This is a genomic window from Mesorhizobium sp. P2_E7 (assembly GCF_056403855.1).
Window position 1 is genome coordinate 483,825 of sequence record NZ_JBFUER010000001.1, and the last position, 20,647, is coordinate 504,471.

The following is a 20,647-nucleotide window of genomic DNA, read 5'->3' on the forward strand; positions in this document are numbered from 1 at the left end:
TGGTGTGCGGGAGGTCTCCCGAATAGCCACTGCCGCCTGGGACGCCGCGACAATCGCTGCATACATCGCCAATAAGGCGGCTCAGGCTTCCTAATCTGCACACACAACCTCAGGAGGCTATCCATGGACCGCAATTTCGCGCGGGCGCTTGCACTCGTCCTTAAATCGGAAGGCGGGTGGTCGGACAATCCGGCCGATCCCGGCGGCGCCACTATGAAAGGCGTGACGCTGGCCAACTTCCGCCGCTATGTAAAGGCGGACGCCAGTAAGGACGATCTTCGCAAGATTTCCGATGCTCAGCTGGCAACGGTCTACAGGCGTTTCTACTGGGACGCTGTGGCGGGCGCCGAGCTTCCCGGCGGGGTCGATTACGCTGTGTTCGATTTCGCCGTGAACAGCGGGCCGGGCAGGGCGGCGAAATATCTGCAAGCGGCGGTGGGTGTGGCGCAGGACGGCAGGATCGGCCCGGCCACGCTCAGGGCCGTCGGCGCCAGGCCTCCGGGCGCCGTCATCGACGACCTCTGCGACGCCCGCCTGGCATTCCTGCGGCGGCTGCCGACCTGGCCGGTTTTCGGCAAGGGTTGGAGCGACCGCGTCCGGTCGGTTCGCGCACAGGCGTTGTTGATGTCTGCCCCTCAGCCCGCTCCGCCACCTTCGTCGGATCCCTCGGGCTCACGACATCCGCCAGGGCCATCCGCCGCGCCTGCTACCACGCCATCGCCCGCTGGGGCTCCTGTCGCTCCCCCTGTCGAACGCCTGCCGTTCTGGCACGCGCTGGTTCAGATCCTGAAATCCATCTTTGCAAGGAGCCCGACATGATCGCCGTCCTTATCCGCATCGGCCTGCGTTACGGCGCCGGCGTTCTGGTCGCGCGTGGCCTGCTTGGCGCCGACGACGCTGCAGCATTTTCTTCCGACCCCGACATCCAGGCCGGACTGGAGATCGGCGCCGGTCTTGCCATCGCCTCGGTCACCGAGACCTGGCACTGGCTTGCCCGCAAATTCGGCTGGGAGCACTGAGATGGAAGGGTTGCAACAACTGCTCATCGCCTATCTCGAAGCCGCCAAACCCTTTGCCATCGGCTTTGCGGCCGGGCTCATCGCCGGATGGCTGCTGTGAGCGCGCTCTTCGCCGTCCTGCTCGGCAACAAGGCGCTGCTGGGCTTCCTGGCATCGGTCATCGCCGCACTTTGCTGGGGCTTTCACCAGCGCCTGGCCGGGGCCAGGGCCGAGCGCGGCAGACAGGCGGCGGCCGAAGCCGCGGCGCGCGCGGTCGCCGACCAGGTTCAGAACGATATCGGCGCGCTGCCGGCGGACGCTGTTCGAAAGGAGCTGAAATCATGGGCAAGGGACTGATGCTTGCGCTGCTGGTGGTGCTGGCCGGTTGCACGACGGCTTCGGGCGGCTTCTGCACGGTCTCGAGCCCGCTGCGCCTGTCGGCCAAAGCCGTCGACGCGCTGTCGGACGCCGAGGCGAGAGCGCTCTTGGCGCACAACCGTAAGGGACAAAAGCTCTGCGGATGGAGGCTTTAAGCCGATGCACGACCTCTTCGACATGCTTGGCATAAAGGGCCCCGTCGTCGCCGCCGGACTGGCCGGCGGCGTGCTGCGGGCGCTGTCGCGCCATCGCTACAAGCTGCGCGAGATGATCGCCTCGCCGATCTGCGGGGCACTCGCCGCCGCCTATCTGACGCTGCCCGCGGTCGCCTGGTTCAAGGCGACGGGGCTGCCTATCCCGGATCCCGCCGACGACACCACGACGCTCGCGGCCGCTTTCCTGATCGGCGTCTCGGCCATGTGGATTTCCGACATCGTCTTCGAGGTGATCATGCGGCGGTTCAAGCCGGTTGGCGACAAGTGATGCACTTGAGGTGCTGGAAGAAGCCAGCGACAATGCCTACTTAAGGAGCAATCCAAAGGAGGTATGATATGGTGACGTCCACCGAACGTGCAGTGCTTGCCGGCGGTTGTTTCTGGGGCATGCAGGATTTGATCCGGCGCTATCCCGGCGTGATTTCGACCCGCGTCGGCTACAGCGGCGGCGATGTGTCCAATGCCACTTACCGCAACCACGGCACCCATGCCGAAGCCATCGAGATCATTTTCGATCCGGCCAGGATCAGCTTTCGCACGCTGCTCGAATCCTTTTTCCAGATCCACGATCCGACCACGAAGAACCGCCAGGGCAATGACGTCGGAATGAGCTACCGCTCGGCGATTTTCTACGCCAGCGACGAGCAGAAGCACGTGGCCGAGGATACCATTGCCGATGTCAATGCCTCGGGACTCTGGCCCGGCAAGGTCGTCACGGAGCTTGCTCCGGTGGGCGATTTCTGGGAGGCGGAGCCCGAGCATCAGGACTATCTCGAGAAATATCCCAACGGCTACACCTGCCACTTTGTCAGGCCGGGCTGGAAGCTTCCGGTCCGCGAAAAGGCCGTTTCGTAACACACTCATAACCGGCCGATACCGGTATCGGTTCAGAGCTGAGAACGCCGCACCCGAAAGGGTGTGGCGTTTTTTTGCGTTTGTGTGCGGCGTTTCCACCGCGAGCGCATTCGGAGAGGGTGGCCTAGAAGCCGAAGAATTGACGGCCGATTATATACCCAAGCGCGACGACGATGAGTGGAAACAGGGCAGGCGCCAGCCGACCAAGAATGGAGCTCTCAGGCTGTTGCCTGGGGCGGATCCTGGGTGCATTGCCGAGATTCTTGGTCATTCGGCATAGTAGCAAGCGCTGATTAACGATTCCGTAACCCGGTGACAAAGGCTGACAGTAGGCGCGGCTTTTCGCGATTCCGGCGCGACCTTGACAATGCCCAGCCCGTGACGCAACTGAGACCGGCTTTGACAGGGATTATGAGGCAGGATCAATGCGGGTGACGCTCGTTTTGAAGGGCGTGATAGCCTGTCGGGGCTACGGCGGGATCCAGCGTCAGGTCGAATGGCTGGCCAATGCCGCGCAGCCAATCCGCAGGACCTCGACGTTCCGTGTCCTCTACGGCGAAGCGCTTACTTGATGGCCGGTGATCCAATCCTCTTCGTCGGCTTTCCCGCAGTCGGCGACTTTGTCCGTTGCCACTCCGCCATCCAGATCATTGCCGAGCGATTTCCTGATCGCCCCATCGATGTCGTCACCTCGCCGGTCGCAGCACCACTAGCACGCCTGATGCCGCATGTCCGCAAAGGTTGGGCGCTTGCCAAGCGTCATCAGCGGCCGGGTTTTGCAGAGCGCGGCCGCCTCGTCGGCGAGCTGCGAAAGGGGAACTATCGCACGGCCTATCTGATGACCAGCAGCACCAAGGCGGCGGTGATGGTGTTCATGGCCGGCATAGAGGAGCGCATCGGCTATCCGCAGGAGTTGCAATTCGGCCTCCTCAATCGCTTCCCCGCCGGCTGGCTGGCACATCTATGGGCTTTCGGCCCGCGCAAGACGCGGCTCTTCGAGGAGGTGTGCTCGATTGCCTCTCTTGGCGAAAAGCCGGCTGCGGGGACAGAATGGCCGGCGCCCCGGCTTGTGGTCGATCCGGCTGAGCTCGACGAATGGCGCGAGCGCCAGAAGATCGATGCCGGCCAGCCGGCGCTGGCGTTGTATACGGCAGACATCGAAAATTTCCGCTCGTGGCCCATCGAGCGCTTCATCTCGGTCGCCAGAGACCACCATGATCGCGGCTGGGCAATCTGGATTGTCGGCGGACCGCGCGAGCGGGCCGGTGCTGCAAAAATCCGCGCCGCCATTCCTGAGGCAATCGACTTCACCTCGACCCCATCGATTGCTGATGCGATGTGCCAGATCGCTGCGTCGACCGTGTTCCTGGGGGTTGACGGCGGCATTTCGCACGCCGCCGCTGCCCTGAACGTCCCATGTGCGCTCATCTACGGGCTAAATCGCCCCTACGTGCACGGTCCGGTAAACAGCCATGTTCGCTTCATCGAGCCGCCGCTCTCGACGCCCAGCTGGGTCGAGGATACGCGCGGGATCAGCGAAACCCGGGTGAGGGAGGCGCTGGCTGGCCTTTCAGTCGGTAGTCACAACTGACAGTAGGCTGGATGGCCTCCAGCGCCTGATCCAACGCGCCCCTTGAGGGCGCCGCCATCGCTCCGTTTACCCCTTGGCCCTGCGGCTTTCGGGCTCGTGATTGCCGACCCAATGCGCGCGGATGCGATCACTGGCTTCAAGGTAAGCCATGTCGATGAGATAGGTCAGAAGCTTCTCGCCGTCGGCTTCGGCTTTCTGCCGAAGTTCCCGCAGTATGCCTTGCGTGAACTGCAGGTTCTCCATCTTGCTCGGCTGGTCCATCGGTGCCCCCAATGTCTGCGCAGGAACTTTGCGCCGGCTATGCTTGCATGAAGATTGCGAAAAAGCTCACGGTGGAGCTGTATCAGGTTGTATTAGCGCTTGATCAACGACCCTATTGCACCTTTTGCGAAAATGTCGATATTTTACGCCGGCAATCGGACCGCTACGATGCACGAAGACGAGGGCAGTTTCCCCGACAAGTTGCAGGCCATGATGGATGTCATTGGCGGCAGCGTGTCGTCCAGTCGGGACGGACACGCCGACCTTGGCCGGCTCAGGGTCGACGCCGCCAGCGCCGCGACGGTGTTGGTCGAGTTTTACGGCGACGCTGCTCTTGAGCGCGCCAGCCTGTTGGAGCGCCGCTCGCCTCAAAGCCATTTTGCCCGCATGGTGACGGCTGAACTGCGCGGCCGCGGCAAGGTTTCCCGCACAAGCTAACAAGATCTGCTCCAAGCCGATTTGCGCCTCATCGCCCTGCCGTCAAGGCGTTGCTGCGCCTCTTCCTGGGCATTTTCGAGAAGGTAGAACAGCAGGTCCTGTCCCATCGATTGCGAGATTTCCTTGGCCTGTTCGATATGGCGGTGGACCTCACGAAGTGCTGTCTCGCCCGAATCGGCGTCGCGGGTCAGATCGATGAACCAGCCGGGGTACAAGGCCGCTTCTCCCTGACCGTCAACATAACATTGGCCAACCGCCAGAATTCTGCGAAGCCCCATCTTGTCCGAGCGGACGCGATAGATTTCCCTGAACCCCGCTCTCCGCTCCACCGCCTTGCGGATCGCGATTTGCACCCGGGGCCGATCTTCGGCGTCGATGCTCTGCATGCATCTTTCCATGGATGCGCCATGCGAGAACTCTTCGAGCGTCAGCCCGAAATAGTCAGAGAGATTTGCGTCGCCGTAAACACGGTCGCGCTTGATATCCCAGGTCCAGAACCCATCAATCGGTGGATATTGCACGTGCGGACCGCGGCCCTGGCCAGGCGCTGGCTGCATGAAAACCGCCCCATTCGGCTTCAAGATTCGCTATACTATGAAACAAAAAAGGAAATAAACAAGTTGTCCTTTTGTACGAGGTGGCAAGGTTTCTTTATGTCAAGCCAGAACATACTTGGACAGCTTAGTTGACGTAGCGATATTACGCGGTCTTAAGCTCTCGTTTTTAAACAAACCAGCACCGCTCTGCAACCGCAAGACGAATTCCAACTGATGCGCGGCCCCGGTAAATCGATTGCTCGTAGAATAAATCGATTTCCGGTTACAAAAGACAGCGAGCTTTGAACCAGGCTTCGGCCGAGGCTGCCGGCAGCGCAAGCCAAACAATCGACCGCCCGCCTTTGGCTCAAAGCCAAGGCGGGTCCTTTTTGCGTTTGGCTTCCGCGTGGTGAAATGGTGTCGAAGCCCGGTTTTGTCGCATCGGGGTGTTAGAGAACGATTCCTGTCCGCCGACTGGCTAAGGCTCTACAGCGCGTACACTAGGCAGATTTGCGTCGCGGAAAATGGCTTGACGGTGTTTCAGCGTCTTCAGAAGCCGGTTCAGCTGTCAGGCCATCATTTGTCGGACCGTCTTCCACCCGGTCGTGCTCGAACTGCCGGGCGCCAGGCAACGGTTGCAACCAGTGTTCGCGGCGGTTGACCCAGAGTTCATAGCTGGGTTCCAGCCCTTCGGTGGGCACCTCATCGAGGCTGCCAATCGTTACCTCGACTTCATTTTCACGAACCAAGGGCACCCGGCCGCCGCAGGTTGGACAAAAGCTTCTGTCGCCATAGCTGTTGACGATACCCGTGGTTTCAAACGCCTCGAGCGGCCACACCGCGAACGCCGAAAAAGTCGACCCACTGGACTTGCGGCAATCCTTGCAATGGCAAAGGCCGATCCGAAAGGGATCTCCCGTCACCGAAAACTGGATGCCGCCGCAAAGGCAGCTGCCGCTCCGCCTTGTATCATTGGGCATGACCGCTCCTCCGTCTTGTTGGGCATCACACTGCTACACCTCGCAGCGCCGTGCGCAGAATCAATTCACGCGAAGCGCAAGGGTTCCACGTCGCCTCGCGGAGTGCTTTTGCAGGTGCCGTCGCCACCCCCAGCTGGTTCTGTCAATTCGGGAAGTCGAACACCGGCTCTCGGCACCAATAGACGCGGCATTGTCCATCACGTGTTAGAACAGAGGCGGCAACCGGCACCTCCGGCCAGTCGCAATCGTTGCCGAATTGACGAACGTAGCGATCGTAAGTGTTCCGGCCGGTCGTCACCACAGCCGAATGATGGCTCTGGATCAGGCGCTGTGTCTCATCGCAGGTCATCGTGCGCGTGTCCGGTCGCGCATAGGCGGTGGTCGCGGCAAACACCGCTGTTCCGGCGATCCATGCGAGCCTTTGGAATCTCATAGCGGTTCTTATACTAGAACACCGCCAGATATTTCAGCAGCGAAATGATGCCGATGATGATGACGACGATCTGTGCGATCTGTCGGGTGCGGCCGTCGAGCGGCAGGCGCTGGACGAGATAGAGCACCAGGATGATCACCAGAAAGGTGATCAGGATGCCGATAAGTACCGATGAAGCCATGTCCCTCACTCCGTTTGGCTATATCTGAAAAAGAGTACGCAGCGGCAAACGCTCCGACCGTCAATTGGTTCCTGCCCGTGCGATGCCGAGGTGCAATAGCCAGGCTGTGGCACAGGCGCGCCGTGCCTTGGGTAGATAGCGGGCGACTTGCGCGAGTTGCGCTCCGTTGTCAGCATTGCGCAAGCGCCCCCGATCGGCGCTGCTTGTAGGGGAACCGGCGCGCGGCAGACGACAATGCCGCATCTGAAGGGGCGGCGGGAACCGAAACCTTTCCCAGGCATTTCAGTTGCTGGTAGCAAGCGCTTGAAGTCGAGCGGCTAGGGGAATCCGTGGCAGGGGAATACGCTGATGTCATCCAACGGCTGGAGCCAGGAATTCCAGGAGTTTCCTCTGCCCATTTGATGGAGGCGTTGCCGGTTGCCGTCTACACAATCGACAAACAGGGCCGCATCACATTCTTCAATGAGGCAGCAGCTGATCTGTGGGGACACCGTCCAGTTTTGGGCCGAGACCTTTGGTGCGGCTCCTGGAAGTTGCGCCATCTCGATGGGCGGCCTATGGCGCATGGCCAGTGCCCAATGGCAATCTCCATGCTTGAAGGACGCGATATCCCCTGGGATCAGGCGATTGCGGAGCGACCGGACGGCGAACTTGTTCCGTTCAGAGCCCACCCACGCCTGCTTCGCGACGAGTCAGGCGAAATTCTCGGCGCAATCAACACGCTGCTTGATCTGCGCACACAGACGCAGACCGACGAGGCGCGCATGCGACTTGCCGCGATTGTCGAATCGTCCATGGACGCAATCGTTTCGAAAGACATCAACGGCACCATCACCAGTTGGAACGATGCAGCCGAACATTTGTTCGGCTACACGCCCGCCGAGGCAGTAGGCAGGCCGGTAACGATGCTTATTCCACACGAGCGCCTCGGCGAGGAGGCCTTGATCATCTCGCGAATACGCGCCGGCGAGCGTGTGCCGTCATACGAAACCATGCGCCAGCGCAAGGACGGCAGCCTCGTCCCGGTCTCGCTGACCGTCTCACCGATCCGTGACGGCATCGGACGGATCGTCGGCGCTTCCAAGATCGCGCGTGACATCAGCTCCCACAAGGAGAGCGAGCGACGCATCCGTCTGCTCATGCGCGAAGTCAACCATCGCGTGAAGAACCAATATTCGGTGATCATTTCGATGATCCGCGAGACCAGCAAATCGGCGGGCACGCCGGCCGCTTTCGTCGAACAGGTACGTGAGCGCATCACGGCGCTTTCGGATTCCCACGATCTTCTGGTCGACGCCGAATGGCGGGGCGCCACCGTCGGCGACCTGATCCAGGCGCAGCTCAAGGCCTTCGCGATGCAAGACCGTCTGTCGGTGACTGGACCGGTGATCACGCTTCAGCCGAATGCCGTGCAGTATCTCGGCATCGCCTTCCACGAACTGGCCACCAATTCAGCAAAGCACGGAGCGCTGTCGCGCCACGGCGGACGAGTCGAAATCGAATGGGATACCGCACCGACGACCGACGGCACCGATACCTTTCGCCTGACCTGGCGTGAGCTGGGTGGGCCGACCATGGGCGGGATAACGCGCCGCGGTTTTGGATCTGTGGTCCTCAAGCGGGTCGCGCCACAGGCGGTCGGCGGCACCGGACAGTTGGATTTTAGGGAAGAAGGCGTCGTTTGGACCCTCGAAGCACCTCTGCGCTCCGTCCAAACGTCGTTCGCCGATATTGCGCTCGATTGAAGGTAACAATCGTTCCGCCGCGCGATTCTGCCATACCGAGAGAAGGCACGGTCGATGGAAAATGACGAACGTGCCCGGAAGATGGACGAAGAGGCTTTCCTGGCAAGCGCACTGGCCAAAGAAACGGGCATCACATTGGACGAGGCGCGCAGCCTCATCGAGATGATCGGTACTGATCGCAACTCCTTGTTGCGCGAGGCGCGCATACTGAAGAACAGATAGGGCAGGGCCGATTTGCCGGCTGATGGTGCGGCTATCCCTCCAGCATGACACTTCGGGTATGGCTATCGATGGCGTCGACATTCTCGTCAGGCAGTTCATCCCGATTTTCCGGCAATGGGTTGAACCTCCCCGCTTCGATGGCGGTCAGCCCGTCGAATTCCATGACCGCGCCGTAGAGTTGCGCCACCTGCATCACGAGGCGCTCGACGTCTTCGAGCGCGATGTTTTCGTCCAGATTGCGCAATCGCACTTGCTCGGCGACCGTCGCGATATTGATTATTCCCCTGGACCGAAGGGCAGCCAGGACCTGTGAGTTGAGGTCCTCCCGCAGCCGATCCGAATATCCGTAGCGCATGGAAAACCTCCCTTTGAGAGTGGTTTATCCCTCCTCATCAACATGCGCCGGTCATCAGCGAAAGACAAGCAAAAACTTCAATATTCTCAAACAAATCAATTAGTTAGTAGACGGCATAGGTTGTGCAATAGACGCTTCACTCTTATCGTTGGTCTTAGATGTGAGTTACCAAAAACGCTCTCTTGACGCATCGTGCAGAGACTCCTAATTATACTCTTATTAGCCACATACTAACTCACCGTATTTTTGGTCTTAGCGGTTGGAGCGCAAGATGGCCGAACTGGAACGACCCGAGCGACTGCAGATCATGCTGACGGCCGAGGAATTGGCTGCCTTGGAAAACTGGCGCTTCGAAAAGCGCATGCCAAGTCGTTCGGCGGCGGTGCGGGAATTGCTGCGGCGCGGCCTCGATGCCGACGGATTTCTGACTGCTGGGCAAGGAGCAAAGTCGCAGGACTTTGGAATTCTGGGCAGCAGCGCGAATGGCGACGGATCGTCGGGCGAATAATCCGGCGCGGCTAGCCCCTAATCACTTCGTTTGAAAATGCCGCTATCAATTGTTTGCGGCCGTGTGTGGCGAGGACGCGCGAGCCCGCTCGCGCGTGGTTGGCGCCAGCGTCACGTCTTTGCCTCCCGCCATGTCGCATCGAAATTCCGGCAAGGTTACCCACTGATTCGTCTCTAATTTTCATTATGCGCACAGCAATTCGGTAACCAAACTTATAGTTGTATTACAGTGAAATGCAACTAAAAATAGAGAAGATTGTTGTTCCTCCATGCATCCCGGAAATCCGGCTTGCTTCAAGCAAACCAAGGAGAGAGCATCATGAACATTGTGAGCAGGATTGGCATGACATTGGCGGCCGCCACGATTCTGGCTGCCCTTGGCATGCAAGCCAATGCGGCTGGAATTGGCGTCGGCGCCGGGGCGTCCGTCGGCGGTAGCGGCGGCGTCAACGCCGGGGCTGGCGCTTCGATTGGCGGCAGCGGCGGCGTGAATGCCGGTGCAGGCGCCTCCATAGGTGGTAGCAACGGCGTCAATGCAGGGGCCGGCGCATCCGTCGGTGGTGCGAGCGGCATCAAGGCCGGCGTCGGTGCAACCGTCGGCGGTACTGGTGGTGTCGGGGTCGGCGCTGGTGTTGGCATCGGCAATGGCGTCGCCGCGGGGGTCGGTGTCGGCATTGGCACCAACCCGGCCAACCCCGCTACCCCGGCGAAGCCTGGGCTGCCGAGCGCCATCGCCAGCATGTCGAACAGCCAGCTGGCGAAAATGAAGCTCCGCTGCGTCGATGTGCTGAATTCAGGTGCTTATGACAGCGACCTGCGTGCTTTGTGCCTGATGATCAAGACGGCCAACCGTTGAGTTATCTATAGGGAGTGCCCGTGGCATTCTCCGCTTATGGTTGCAGGCCCGCTCCGGTTCGCCGGGGCGGGCTTTTTTCGTTTCAGGACACTTGCGCATCGGCACGCCGAACGGCTTACACAGATCTTGTCGAGATCGTTTTCAGATCAGCTCAAGAGTCCCGTCCGCCGCACTCCAGGCACGCGACGCTGTGCCCTGGGCAGTTGAGCCGGTGTGTCCCCCCGGGGCAGCAATGGCCATTCGAACTGACCCACCGGGCGCAAACAAAGACCTTGCGAGCTCCCTGGCAGCGCGGACATTCCATCGGGCGCGCCAGCAAGGTCTCCTTCTCCGAAACGCGGCATTCCCTCTCAAGGCTGTGGACCATCTGAAAAACCCCAAGGCCGAAATACGGCTAACTTATCCATACCCTGAAAGGATAAATTAGAGTTTAATTATATAAGCCGCGACCTTGGCAACAGAGAAGTTTCGCGGCGGCGTGTCAGCCACAGGCCGCCGGGACACGCCGCGCTGGCGGCCGGCTGTGTTCGCTTCCGTCAGCCCGCGATTTGCCCACGGATTTTCGCGCTCGGATCGTCATAGGTGCTTTCGCTTTGCTGGAGCGACGTTAAAGCTGCGCGGCAAATGCCTGAGCGGGAACGATCCATTCCAGCGTCGGTTCATTTGAACAGGGATGGTTTGCCAATGACATTGATGGGCGCGGCGGCATTGCTGATCCTCATCCTGACCTATGCCGGAGTCGCCATCGGCCGCATCCCGGGCCTGCGTCTTGACCGGGCAGGGATCGCCTTGCTCGGCGGCGCGGCGATGATCGCCATCGGCGCGCTCAGTATGGAAGACGCCTATCGCGCCATCAATTTCGACACCATCACGCTTCTGCTCGGCATGATGATCGTCGTTGCGCACCTGAAAGTCTCGGGCGCTTTCCGCGCTCTCGGCGCCTACGCGATCGAGCATGCACACGCGCCGTTCATGCTTTTGGTGATGGTGACGCTCCTGACCGGCATCCTTTCGGCATTCCTGGTCAACGACGCCATCTGCCTGGTGATGGCGCCGATCGTCGTCCACGTCACCCGCGTCATCAACCGCAATCCCATCCCCTATCTGATCGCCACCGCCACCGCGTCCAACTGCGGCAGCGTCGCCACAATCACCGGCAACCCGCAGAACATGGTCATCGGCGCCCTGTCGGGGATCTCCTATCCGGCCTTTTCGGCCGCTCTTGCGCCGGTTGCCTTGTTCGGCCTTGTCGCCGTCATCGTCATCGTGCGCATTGTCTACCGCACCGAATTCGCGCGCAACGCCGAACTCAGCCCGGAAGTCTATCGCGGCCGCATGCTGCCCGGGCAGGTGCTGAAGGCGGTGATTGTCTGCGGCGGCTTGGCGGTTGCTTTCTTCGCCGGCGTTCCGGTTGCCAAGGCAGCATTGATCGGCGGCGCCATTCTGCTGCTCACCCGCGCCATCAAACCGGCGCGCATCTACCGCGAGATCGACGGCCCGTTGCTGTTCATGTTCGCCGGCCTGTTCATCGTCGTCGCCGGCGCCGAGAAAACACTGCTGACGCCGGATATCATCGCCTCGGCCAAAGGCCTTGGCCTGGACGACGTCTGGCGTCTCTCCGGCTTTACCGCTGTGCTTTCCAACGTCATGAGCAATGTTCCGGCGGTACTGGCGCTGAGGCCATTCATACCCGGTCTTGAAAACCCCGAGCGCGCCTGGCTGGTGGTGGCGATGAGTTCGACGCTGGCCGGCAATTTCACCTTGCTCGGCTCGGTCGCCAATCTGATCGTCGCCGAACAGGCGCGGGCCGCCGGTACGCAGCTGTCCTTTTCAGCCTTCTTCAAGGTCGGTCTGCCATTGACGCTGCTGACGCTTGCCGCAGGCACGGCTTGGCTGGCGGCAGGCTTTTAGACAGTCGCTGATCCGGACCTTGCCCGGACCAGCATGGCTGCCGCACGTCCGGCCGCCTCGACATAATCGGGGTTGCGGTGGACCAGCATGATCGAAAAGGCGCCGTCCATCAAAAGCACGATTTCGCGCGCCAGGATTTGCGGCTCGTTGACGCCATGATCTGAGAGTGCGCCGGCCAGCCATGTCTCGAAATTCTTCTTGTGCCGTGACCCGGCTTTGACCGCCGGATGTCCGGGCATCGAAGCGAGTTCAGCCGCCGTGCGCAGGAAGCCGCAGCCTTTCCATTTGGGATGTCGCGCCACACGCGCCAAATTGGTGAAGATGGCCTCGACCTTACTTTCGACATTGCCTTGGGCCGCTTCGAACCAGCCTCCCATCTGTCTGACGTTCGGCTGGTCACGACCGTCAAGATAGGCGGCGATCAAGTCGTCCTTGCTCTTGAAGTGATAGTAGAGCGTGCGCTTGGTGAGCCCGGCTTTTTCAGCCACAGCATCGACGCTGACACGGCCGATCCCTTCCGCATAGAACAGCTTCGTTGCGGCATCGACAAGGCGCTTGCGGGTAGGGCTCGGTGCTTCGCTCATGCGCCAAGTATACCGACTAGTGAATATACACACAATCGAAAGCCTGATCCTTTCTGTGGTAAATGCAGGAAAGGGAAGAGACATGACCGAGCTTGTGCTCACCGAGGCCCGCAAGGGGATCGCCATCCTCACGCTCAATCGCCCAGAAAAGCTCAACGCCTTGAACTATGCGCTGATCGATCGCCTGCTCGCGCTCCTGGATACGATCGAGACGGACGATGCCATCCGCGCCATCATCCTCACCGGAGCAGGAGAGCGCGCCTTCTCCGCCGGCGGCGACATCCATGAATTCTCAGGCAGCGTGGCCAGCGGCGCCGATGTCGCGCTGCGCGATTTCGTCATGCGCGGACAGCGGCTGACGACAAGGCTGGAGGCGTTCCGCAAGCCCATTATCGCCGCCGTCAACGGCATCGCTTTCGGCGGCGGCTGCGAGATCACCGAAGCCGTGCCGCTTGCTATCGCCAGCGACCGCGCCTTGTTCGCCAAGCCCGAGATCAACCTCGCAATGCCGCCTACCTTCGGCGGCACGCAGCGGCTTCCGAGACTGGCCGGGCGCAAGCGGGCGCTCGAACTGCTGCTGACCGGCGATTGGTTCCCGCCGCCGCGCGCCCTCGAACTCGGCCTCGTCAACCAGGTGGTGCCGCATGAGGAGCTGATGCCGGCCGCGCTCGATCTCGCCCAGCGCATCGTCGTGCACTCGCCTGCGGCAATTTCCGCGATCCTCACCGCAGTGGCGCGCGGCCTCAACCACAGCATAGCCGAAGGCTTGCTGGTCGAGGCCGAGCAGTTCGCCCGCATGGCTCCGACCGCCGACCTGCGCGAAGGCCTCGACGCCTGGATCGAACGGCGCAGGCCCGGCTATGACGGTTCATGGACGCACGTCACGCGGCCGGACGAGGCAAGGCGCGCTTCGTTGCGGCTCGACCAGGCCGCGCAGGCCGGTGCTCCATAGCCACCTGCATCGCGATCGAAGTCGGGATAACGGGACCAATGGGCATCTAGACCTAATTTTTCTAAGCCTACGCGCTAGAACTACTCGTTTGCATCAGGCCAGCCACCAAAGCCACCATCCCTCATCCAATGCCGGCGTCGGCGGTTGGCAGATCGGAGGCGGAAATGGTCGCTCTTGCTCGCAGGCCCTGGGTTCCCTCGCATTGCGACGACTTCGCGCAACGGCTCGCCCGGACGACGAGCGGGCAGGGGGGCGCGGCCGTGCTTGCCGCGATCGAGAGCGGCATCGCGCTGAACCGGTCGATCCATGAGGCTGACTGCATCAACCTCAACCCGGCAACCAATGTGATGAACCCCAAGGCCGAGGCGGCGCTGTCATCCGGCCTCGGATCCCGCCCTTCGCTCGCTTATCCCGGCGACAAATATGAAATGGGACTGGAAGGCGCTGAGCAGATCGAGATCATCGCGGCCGAGCTCGCGGCAGAAGTCTTTGGCGCGAAATATGCCGAGATCCGCGTGCCGTCCGGCGCCATCGCCAACCTCTATGCCTTCATGGTCGCAGCACGGCCGGGGGACGCGATCATCGTGCCTTCGCCTGCCATCGGCGGCCATGTCACGCATCACATGGCGGGCTGCGCCGGGCTCTATGGGCTCGACATCCATGCCGCACCCGTCGATGCCGATGGCTATACGGTCGATGTCGCAAGGCTGCGCGAACTCGCCCGCGCGGTCCGGCCGAAGATGATCACCATCGGCAGCAGCCTCAACCTTCTGCCGCATCCCATCCGCGAGATCCGGGCGATCGCCGACGAGGTCGGCGCGCTGGTGCTCTTCGATGCGGCGCATCTCTGCGGCATGATCGCCGGTCACGCCTGGCAGCAGCCGCTGGAAGAGGGCGCCCATCTGATGACGATGAGCACCTACAAGAGCCTTGGCGGGCCGCCTTCGGGCCTGATCGTGACCAACGATGCCGACGTCGCCGAGAAGCTGGACAGGATCGCCTTTCCCGGCATGACGGCCAATTTCGATGCCGCCAAATCAGCGGCCCTGGCCATCACGCTGCTCGACTGGAAAGAGCATGGCAAGGCTTATGCGGCCACCATGGCGGGCACGGCCAAGGCATTGGCGCGCGAGCTTGCGGATCGCGGCCTGCCGGTCTTCTCGACGAGCAAGGGCCACACGACCTCGCACCAGTTCGCGGTTCGCGCCGCCGAGTTCGGCGGCGGCCAGGCGGCGGCAAAGAAACTGCGGCGGGCCAATATTCTGACCTGCGGCATCGGCTTGCCCATCGACTCGGTCGAGGGCGACATGAACGGCCTGCGCTTCGGCACACCGGAAATCGTGCGCTGGGGCATGACCGAGGATGACATGCCCGAGCTGGCCGCCCTCATCGCCAGGGGGCTACGCGGCAACGACGCCAGCGAAGCGATCGCAGCCGATGTCACGCTATTCCGGCGACAGTTCCACAAAATGCATTTCGTGAACTGACCGCCTGAACCCGCGGGTAAAAGCCCGCATTCTCAAAAACAAAGGGGAATAAAATGCGCATGATCTTGCGGATGATGACTGCTGCCCTGATGACGGCCGCCGCCGTCGGTGTTGCGAGGGCGGATATCGTGCTGGGTGTGGCCGGCCCGATGTCGGGACCGAACGCCGCCTATGGCGAACAGTATCGCATCGGCGTCGAAACGGCGGTCGAGCGCATCAACGCTAATGGCGGCGTGCTCGGCCAGAAACTTGCCGTCTCGGTCGGCGACGATGTTTCCGACCCGAAGCAGGGCGTCTCCGTCGCCAACAAATTCGTGGCCGACGGTGTCCACTATGTCGTCGGCCACTACAATTCCGGCGTCACCATTCCGGCTTCCGAGGTCTATGCCGAGAACGGCGTTCTGTTCGTCACGCCGACAGCCACCAACCCGATGGTGACCGAGCGCGGTCTGTGGAACGCCTTCAGGGCCTGCGGCCGCGACGACCAGCAAGGCATCATCGCAGCGAAGTTCGTGCTCGAGCGCTTCAAGGACAAGAAGATCGCGATTGTCGACGACAAGTCGACGGCGGGCAAAGGCCTCGCCGACGAGATGGCCAAGGCCTACAATGCCGGCGGCGGCCAGGAAGTCCTGCACGAGGAGATCAACCCCGGTGAGAAGGACTACGGCGCGCTCGTCGCCAAGATCAAGCAGTCTGGCGCGGACCTCGTCTACTATGGCGGCCAGCACACCGAGGCTGGGCTGATCGTCCGGCAGATGCATGACCAGGGCGCCTCAACGATCCTGATGGGCGGCGACGGCATCTCCAACAGCGAGTTCGGCGCCATTGGCGGCGCGGGCGCTGCCGGAACCTTGATGACGTCGTTTCCCGACCCTGCCACCTTCACCGAGGCCAAGGACGCCGTTGCCGACCTGAAAGCCAGGAACGTGCCGACCGAGGCGGTGATGCTTTATGCCTACGCCGCGACGCAGATCATCGCCGAGGCGATCGCCAAGGCCAAGGCCGACGATCCCAAGGCCGCTTCCGACTATCTCCATTCCGGCGCCAGCATCTCGACCGTGCTTGGTTCGATCTCCTATGACGGCAAGGGGGATATCAAGCAGCCGGGCTTCGTCGTATTTGAGTGGCGGGACGTCGAGGGCAAGCTAACCCCTGTTGCCCTCAAATAAGATCGAACTTTGCATCGGCGTCGAGGCAACCCGTCGCCGATGCTTCTGGGAGCCGGACGATGGCCGTCAACCCGCCTCGACCCCGAATGCCGCCGCTCAACGCTTTGCGGGCCTTTGAGGCGGCCGCCCGTCACGAAAGCTTTGCCAAGGCTGCCGACGAGCTCGGCGTCACGCCTGCGGCCGTATCGCATCAGGTCAAGGCGCTCGAAGCATGGCTGGGCTCGGCGCTGTTTGCGCGCCATGCCCAGGGATTGCATCTGACCGAGGCTGGCCGGGCAGCGTTGCCGGCCTTCTCCACGGCGTTCGACGCCATGGGCCTGGCCGTCCAGGAACTCCGCATCTCGGCGCCGAGGCCGCAGGTCAGTATCGCCGCGCTGCCCTCGATCGCCCAGCTTTGGCTGGCGCCGCGCCTGCCGGCGCTTCGTTCAGCCCTTCCGGCGCTTCGCCCATCCATTCATGCGCTGGAGGAGCCGCCGGACTTCAGGCGCGAGCCGTTCGACCTCGCAATCTTCCTGACCAGGCATGCCCCAGCGGGCAGCCGCGCGTTCAAGCTTTGCGACGACGTCATCTTTCCGGTCTGCGCGCCGGCCCTGGCGCAGCAGCTGAAAACGCCGGCCGATCTGTCGTCGCAGCTTCTGCTTTGGGACACCACCTGGACCGGCGACTGGAGCCTGTGGTTCGAGGCTGCCGGCATGAAGGGGCCATCGATCGACACCGGCTCCGAGTTTTCGCTCTACAGCATGGCCCTGCAGGCCGCCATCGACGGCGCCGGCGTGTTGATGGGACACGAGGCGCTGGTGTCGCGCGCGCTCGCCGCCGGTTCGCTGGTGGCGCCGTTCCCGAGGCGCGTCTCCACCGGCCTCAGCCTGTCGATCCTGGCGCCGGACCGCCCGCCTGCGCAAGCCGCACAGATGATCGACTGGCTGCTTGCGCAACAGCAGGTCTGATGCAGTCGGCGAGCCGGCGGCGGTTCTCTTTCCGCCGCCAACCCTTGTGGATTCACTGCGCTACGTCCAGGTGACCCTTCATATTGGGGTGGAAGCGGCAGAAATAGTCGACTGCTCCTGCCGCCTTCAGGGTCATTTTTCCCGTCGACTTGGGCGGGATCGTCACCTCCCAGCCGCCTTTCACCGTGGCGGTGTGGGCGAAAGCATCCTTGTTCACCCACTCGATCGTATCGCCTATCCTGGCCTCGACGCTTGCCGGCGAGAAGACAAGCTTCTCGATCGTAACCTCGATCGTTGCCGCCATCGCCGGTGACGCGGAAAGCACCAGCGCGACCGAGAGCGTCGATATCAGCGCAGCCATTGTCATTTCAGCATGCCGGCGACATGTTCGGCATGCTGCTCGTGGCCTTGGAAGATCTTGAGGCCGGTTTCGAGCAGGTCCTTCAGCTCAGCATTGCTGGCCGAGGGGATCAAAAGCGTCTCAAGGGCGCCATTGACCTGCTTGTGGTAGGCGACCTCGTTTTCGATATAGGCCTTGTCGAAGGCGGCACCTTCGAGCTTGGCGAGCTTGGCGCGCTCCTCTTTCGCCGCCGCGCTCAGCGCCTGACTGGTGGCGTTGTCTTCCGGCGTCACCTTGAGCTTCTTGACCAGGTCGAGTGCCTGTTTGTTGACCGCCTCATGGTCGCGCTCCATGTCCTTGGCGAAATCGACAATCTCCTTGGTCTTTGACGTCTTGATAGCCAACTTGGCTGCCTCGATGTCGATCGCGCCCGCGGTGTAGGCGATATGAGCGATCTGCGGATCGGTGGGCTTGTCCGCAGCCTGCGCAAGCGGGGCCGTGCCCATCAACAGGACGGTGGCGAGCGCGGCTATGTGTCGGGTAATCATGGCATCTCCTTCGCCCGACCGCGAAGGCAGCGGGCTTCATCTGGGTTGACGCGTATTGGATGCGGGATGGGAAGAAACGTTCCCGAGGCATCAGCGAAGAACGAAGATCAGCTTTGCAGGCCGAGCCGCTTCATCACCGCTTCGGTCAATCGGTCGCAACGCCGGCCCGCGAAGGGAAATGCATCGAGCAGCACCGGGCCGATTTCGTCATCCAGCGCCTTGCGCACGAGCGCTCGCGCCCGGTGCAATCTGGTCTTGACGGTCTCGGGCCGCACACCAAGCAGATCAGCCGTTTCCTCGATGTTCAGGCCTTCGATAACGCGGGCGATGAAGACTGTCCGATAGACGTCTGGAAGGTTGTCGGTCGCTCGCTCGACCAGCCTGAGGATCTGCCGCTGCGCCATCGTCCGCTCCGGATCGTCACTTGGGTTCAAGGGGAACTGGATGATTTGTGCTTCTGGGTTCGCAGGCATCGCCACGGTGCGCCGCCTCTTGCGCAAGCGGCCGAGGGCTTCGTTGATGACGATGCGCGACAGCCAGGTCGCCAGGGAAGCATCGCCACGAAACGTCGCCAGAGCGGCAAAGGCCCGGACATAGGCCTCCTGGACGATGTCCTCGGCCTCGCTGTCGTTGCGCACGACGCCGCGCGCGATGCGGTAGAGCCGCTGGTTGTGCGTCTTGATGATGGCGCGGAAGGCATCCGCCTCGTGCGCCATTGCGCGGTGGACAAGCAGCATGTCGCCGGACGCGGAAACCGCGGCAGTTTGCATTGCTGACTTCCTGATCACGACCGCACTCCCTGGACAGACGCTTGCTCGGGACATTGGACGCGGCCGCGGGCAAAAGGTTCCCGACGTTTCTCCACCTGGAGCGGTCTATCCTACAGCTTCTGGCCGCGCCTTGTCTGCCGACTGTATCCGCGCGGCGGCAGCTAGAAGATCGGTCTGCGTGATCAGGCCGAGGATGCGCCGCTCGCTGTCGACAATGACCACGGCATGGCTGCGCCCGTCGGTGAGTATGGGTAACAGGCTCATTGCCGGCGTGTCGGGGGAGGCGGTGCCGGCGTTCGACATCACGCCTTTCACCGTATCGGTGGCTTTCGTCAATTCGCGCAGGCCGACGGCGCCGACCAGCCTTGTCTCCGCGTCGACCACCGGCAAGGTGCGGATGTTGTGGTCGAGGAGTTGCTGTCGCGCCTGATCGGGCAAGGCGTGTTCAGGCACCGACACCACGTCGCGGGACATTATGTCCGCGCACAGCAACGTCCGGTGCGATCGGACCATGGCCTGCAATTCGACCTGGCGTAGCAGCAATTCGAGATCGCTGCGGTCGATGTCGAAGGTCTCGTCCAATGCACCGAGTGCGGCATCTATATCCTCGGGCCGGAAGCCGACGCGCTGCACCGCCGGCGGGTCGGCCGTTCCGTGGCTGTTGGCGGCAGGGGCGGGCCGGTGCGGGTAGCTGCGTCGCGACAGCCTGTGGAAAGCGTAGCCGAGTGCGACCAGAATGATGGAGTTCAGCGCCACCGGCACGAAGGGAAACAGAAAGCCGGCGCTGGTCACCGCCGGTCCGCCGAGCACGGCGGTCAGCGCGGCGGCGCCGCCCGGCGGATGCAGGCAGCGCGTGAACGACATGGCGGCGATCGCCAGCGCCACGGCCATGCCCGTGGCGAGAGCCGGCTCATGCACGAAATGCGCAACGATCACGCCGATCAGCGCGGATATGGTGTTGCCGCCGATGATTGACCATGGCTGCGCCAGCGGGCTCGCAGGCACCGCAAACAGCAGCACCGCCGACGCGCCCATCGGCGCCACCAGCAGGGGCACATGCGGGCCGTTGCCGAGCGCCAGCGCGCCGATCGCCCCGGTCAGCGCAATGCCGATCATCGCGCCGATACAGGCGATGAGGCGCTCACGCAGCGTCGCGCCGGCGAGAATGGGGACAAAGAGGCGAAAGGCCATGGCAAGCTCAGTCTGGCTGGAATCTGCGGCTCGAAGCGCCTGCAATGACGCCGGACCGCCGACTTTGAAAGTCAAACCAATCCGGAAAAGTGCGCGTTGGGGAAAATAACATTGCGCGCGATCGGGCAATGAGCGGCTTTGCGACGCCGATCATCCTGCGAAAGCCGCCTGGCAAGTCCTTTCAACACGTTGGGCGG

General features: G+C 62.2%; 29 protein-coding genes. 18 read left to right on the forward strand and 11 right to left on the reverse strand.

Annotation, left to right across the window (positions count from 1 at the left end):
• Positions 1–123 precede the first annotated feature (123 nt).
• From AC1DYC_RS02450 to waaF, 8 genes are all read left to right on the forward strand, one after another.
• Complete coding sequence (locus AC1DYC_RS02450; protein WP_477403672.1) at positions 124–819, forward strand: glycoside hydrolase family 108 protein; 696 nt, start codon at positions 124–126, stop codon at positions 817–819.
• Positions 816–1,019, forward strand: a complete 204-nt coding sequence (locus tag AC1DYC_RS02455; protein WP_477403674.1) for a hypothetical protein — start codon at positions 816–818, stop codon at positions 1,017–1,019. Before AC1DYC_RS02450 ends, AC1DYC_RS02455 begins: the two co-directional genes overlap by 4 nt.
• Positions 1,020–1,106: 87 nt before the next feature.
• Positions 1,107–1,355, forward strand: a complete 249-nt coding sequence (locus AC1DYC_RS02460; RefSeq protein WP_477403676.1) for an ABC transporter permease — start codon at positions 1,107–1,109, stop codon at positions 1,353–1,355.
• Positions 1,340–1,531 carry a hypothetical protein gene (locus AC1DYC_RS02465; RefSeq protein ID WP_477403677.1) on the forward strand — a complete coding sequence of 64 codons (192 nt, stop codon included), beginning with the start codon at positions 1,340–1,342 and terminating at the stop codon, positions 1,529–1,531. Before AC1DYC_RS02460 ends, AC1DYC_RS02465 begins: the two co-directional genes overlap by 16 nt.
• A 4-nt stretch (positions 1,532–1,535) precedes the next feature.
• On the forward strand, positions 1,536–1,859 hold the full coding sequence (locus AC1DYC_RS02470; RefSeq protein ID WP_477403679.1) for a hypothetical protein: 324 nt from the start codon (positions 1,536–1,538) through the stop codon (positions 1,857–1,859).
• A 68-nt stretch (positions 1,860–1,927) separates the two neighbouring features.
• Positions 1,928–2,446 carry a peptide-methionine (S)-S-oxide reductase MsrA gene (gene msrA, locus AC1DYC_RS02475; RefSeq protein ID WP_477403681.1) on the forward strand — a complete coding sequence of 173 codons (519 nt, stop codon included), beginning with the start codon at positions 1,928–1,930 and terminating at the stop codon, positions 2,444–2,446.
• Between the two features lie 425 nt (positions 2,447–2,871).
• The gene (locus tag AC1DYC_RS02480; protein WP_477309233.1) at positions 2,872–3,018 is read left to right on the forward strand and encodes a hypothetical protein; all 147 of its coding nucleotides are present in this window, start codon (positions 2,872–2,874) and stop codon (positions 3,016–3,018) included.
• A complete protein-coding gene (waaF, locus tag AC1DYC_RS02485) occupies positions 3,018–4,037 on the forward strand; it encodes a lipopolysaccharide heptosyltransferase II (protein WP_477403683.1) in 1,020 nt (339 codons plus the stop codon). The genes AC1DYC_RS02480 and waaF overlap by 1 nt, the downstream gene beginning before the upstream one ends.
• A gap of 66 nt (positions 4,038–4,103) precedes the next feature.
• Here the strand turns inward: waaF and AC1DYC_RS02490 are convergent, their stop codons facing one another.
• A complete protein-coding gene (locus tag AC1DYC_RS02490) occupies positions 4,104–4,298 on the reverse strand; it encodes a hypothetical protein (RefSeq protein ID WP_477403685.1) in 195 nt (64 codons plus the stop codon).
• Between the two features lie 168 nt (positions 4,299–4,466).
• Here AC1DYC_RS02490 and AC1DYC_RS02495 point away from each other — a divergent pair, with 168 nt between their 5' ends.
• Positions 4,467–4,736, forward strand: coding sequence for a hypothetical protein (locus tag AC1DYC_RS02495; protein ID WP_477403687.1), 270 nt, complete (start codon positions 4,467–4,469; stop codon positions 4,734–4,736).
• Here AC1DYC_RS02495 and AC1DYC_RS02500 read toward each other — a convergent pair.
• The 4 genes from AC1DYC_RS02500 to AC1DYC_RS02515 form a co-directional block, all read right to left on the reverse strand.
• Entirely contained in the window at positions 4,733–5,293 is a 561-nt protein-coding gene (locus tag AC1DYC_RS02500) for a PAS domain-containing protein (protein WP_477403689.1), read from the reverse strand. The two genes, AC1DYC_RS02495 and AC1DYC_RS02500, sit on opposite strands and share 4 nt — an antisense overlap.
• A 479-nt stretch (positions 5,294–5,772) precedes the next feature.
• Positions 5,773–6,252, reverse strand: a complete 480-nt coding sequence (locus tag AC1DYC_RS02505) for a GFA family protein (protein ID WP_477309229.1) — start codon at positions 6,250–6,252, stop codon at positions 5,773–5,775.
• Positions 6,253–6,394: 142 nt separating this feature from the next.
• On the reverse strand, positions 6,395–6,685 hold the full coding sequence (locus AC1DYC_RS02510) for a hypothetical protein (RefSeq protein WP_477403691.1): 291 nt from the start codon (positions 6,683–6,685) through the stop codon (positions 6,395–6,397).
• 13 nt (positions 6,686–6,698) lie between these two features.
• Positions 6,699–6,866: a Thivi_2564 family membrane protein gene (locus AC1DYC_RS02515; protein WP_023694668.1), complete on the reverse strand. Its 168-nt coding sequence runs from the start codon at positions 6,864–6,866 to the stop codon at positions 6,699–6,701.
• 329 nt (positions 6,867–7,195) lie between these two features.
• Here AC1DYC_RS02515 and AC1DYC_RS02520 point away from each other — a divergent pair, with 329 nt between their 5' ends.
• Both AC1DYC_RS02520 and AC1DYC_RS02525 read left to right on the forward strand, forming a co-directional pair.
• Positions 7,196–8,611, forward strand: a complete 1,416-nt coding sequence (locus AC1DYC_RS02520; protein WP_477403693.1) for a PAS domain S-box protein — start codon at positions 7,196–7,198, stop codon at positions 8,609–8,611.
• 54 nt (positions 8,612–8,665) lie between these two features.
• Positions 8,666–8,833, forward strand: a complete 168-nt coding sequence (locus tag AC1DYC_RS02525) for a hypothetical protein (protein ID WP_477403695.1) — start codon at positions 8,666–8,668, stop codon at positions 8,831–8,833.
• Between the two features lie 31 nt (positions 8,834–8,864).
• Here AC1DYC_RS02525 and AC1DYC_RS02530 read toward each other — a convergent pair whose 3' ends face one another.
• Positions 8,865–9,188 carry a hypothetical protein gene (locus AC1DYC_RS02530; RefSeq protein WP_477403697.1) on the reverse strand — a complete coding sequence of 108 codons (324 nt, stop codon included), beginning with the start codon at positions 9,186–9,188 and terminating at the stop codon, positions 8,865–8,867.
• Positions 9,189–9,459: 271 nt separating this feature from the next.
• On the opposite strand from AC1DYC_RS02530, the gene AC1DYC_RS02535 reads away from it, so the two are divergent.
• The 3 genes from AC1DYC_RS02535 (at position 9,460) to AC1DYC_RS02545 (ending at position 12,462) form a co-directional block, all read left to right on the forward strand.
• Positions 9,460–9,696: a hypothetical protein gene (locus tag AC1DYC_RS02535; protein WP_477309225.1), complete on the forward strand. Its 237-nt coding sequence runs from the start codon at positions 9,460–9,462 to the stop codon at positions 9,694–9,696.
• Positions 9,697–10,014: 318 nt separating this feature from the next.
• Positions 10,015–10,551 carry a hypothetical protein gene (locus AC1DYC_RS02540; RefSeq protein ID WP_477309224.1) on the forward strand — a complete coding sequence of 179 codons (537 nt, stop codon included), beginning with the start codon at positions 10,015–10,017 and terminating at the stop codon, positions 10,549–10,551.
• A 684-nt stretch (positions 10,552–11,235) separates the two neighbouring features.
• Positions 11,236–12,462, forward strand: a complete 1,227-nt coding sequence (locus AC1DYC_RS02545; RefSeq protein WP_477403699.1) for an anion transporter — start codon at positions 11,236–11,238, stop codon at positions 12,460–12,462.
• Here the strand turns inward: AC1DYC_RS02545 and AC1DYC_RS02550 are convergent.
• On the reverse strand, positions 12,459–13,046 hold the full coding sequence (locus tag AC1DYC_RS02550) for a TetR/AcrR family transcriptional regulator (protein ID WP_477403701.1): 588 nt from the start codon (positions 13,044–13,046) through the stop codon (positions 12,459–12,461). The genes AC1DYC_RS02545 and AC1DYC_RS02550 overlap by 4 nt on opposite strands.
• Positions 13,047–13,128: 82 nt before the next feature.
• On the opposite strand from AC1DYC_RS02550, the gene AC1DYC_RS02555 reads away from it, so the two are divergent.
• The 4 genes from AC1DYC_RS02555 (at position 13,129) to AC1DYC_RS02570 (ending at position 17,601) form a co-directional block, all read left to right on the forward strand.
• Positions 13,129–13,998 (forward strand): crotonase/enoyl-CoA hydratase family protein, encoded by an 870-nt coding sequence (locus tag AC1DYC_RS02555; RefSeq protein WP_477403703.1) that lies wholly within the window; start codon positions 13,129–13,131, stop codon positions 13,996–13,998.
• Between the two features lie 164 nt (positions 13,999–14,162).
• Positions 14,163–15,485, forward strand: a complete 1,323-nt coding sequence (locus AC1DYC_RS02560; RefSeq protein WP_477403705.1) for an aminotransferase class I/II-fold pyridoxal phosphate-dependent enzyme — start codon at positions 14,163–14,165, stop codon at positions 15,483–15,485.
• A 53-nt stretch (positions 15,486–15,538) separates the two neighbouring features.
• The gene (locus AC1DYC_RS02565; RefSeq protein WP_477403707.1) at positions 15,539–16,654 is read left to right on the forward strand and encodes a branched-chain amino acid ABC transporter substrate-binding protein; all 1,116 of its coding nucleotides are present in this window, start codon (positions 15,539–15,541) and stop codon (positions 16,652–16,654) included.
• Positions 16,655–16,713: 59 nt separating this feature from the next.
• Entirely contained in the window at positions 16,714–17,601 is an 888-nt protein-coding gene (locus AC1DYC_RS02570) for a LysR substrate-binding domain-containing protein (protein WP_477403709.1), read from the forward strand.
• Positions 17,602–17,653: 52 nt separating this feature from the next.
• Here the strand turns inward: AC1DYC_RS02570 and AC1DYC_RS02575 are convergent, their stop codons facing one another.
• From AC1DYC_RS02575 to AC1DYC_RS02590, 4 genes are all read right to left on the reverse strand, one after another.
• A complete protein-coding gene (locus AC1DYC_RS02575) occupies positions 17,654–17,962 on the reverse strand; it encodes a cupredoxin domain-containing protein (RefSeq protein ID WP_477403711.1) in 309 nt (102 codons plus the stop codon).
• Positions 17,963–17,964: 2 nt separating this feature from the next.
• Positions 17,965–18,489: a DUF4142 domain-containing protein gene (locus tag AC1DYC_RS02580; RefSeq protein WP_477309217.1), complete on the reverse strand. Its 525-nt coding sequence runs from the start codon at positions 18,487–18,489 to the stop codon at positions 17,965–17,967.
• Positions 18,490–18,596: 107 nt separating this feature from the next.
• Positions 18,597–19,259, reverse strand: coding sequence for an RNA polymerase sigma factor (locus tag AC1DYC_RS02585; protein ID WP_477403713.1), 663 nt, complete (start codon positions 19,257–19,259; stop codon positions 18,597–18,599).
• 105 nt (positions 19,260–19,364) lie between these two features.
• Complete coding sequence (locus AC1DYC_RS02590; RefSeq protein ID WP_477403715.1) at positions 19,365–20,450, reverse strand: HPP family protein; 1,086 nt, start codon at positions 20,448–20,450, stop codon at positions 19,365–19,367.
• Between the last annotated feature and the right edge of the window lie 197 nt (positions 20,451–20,647).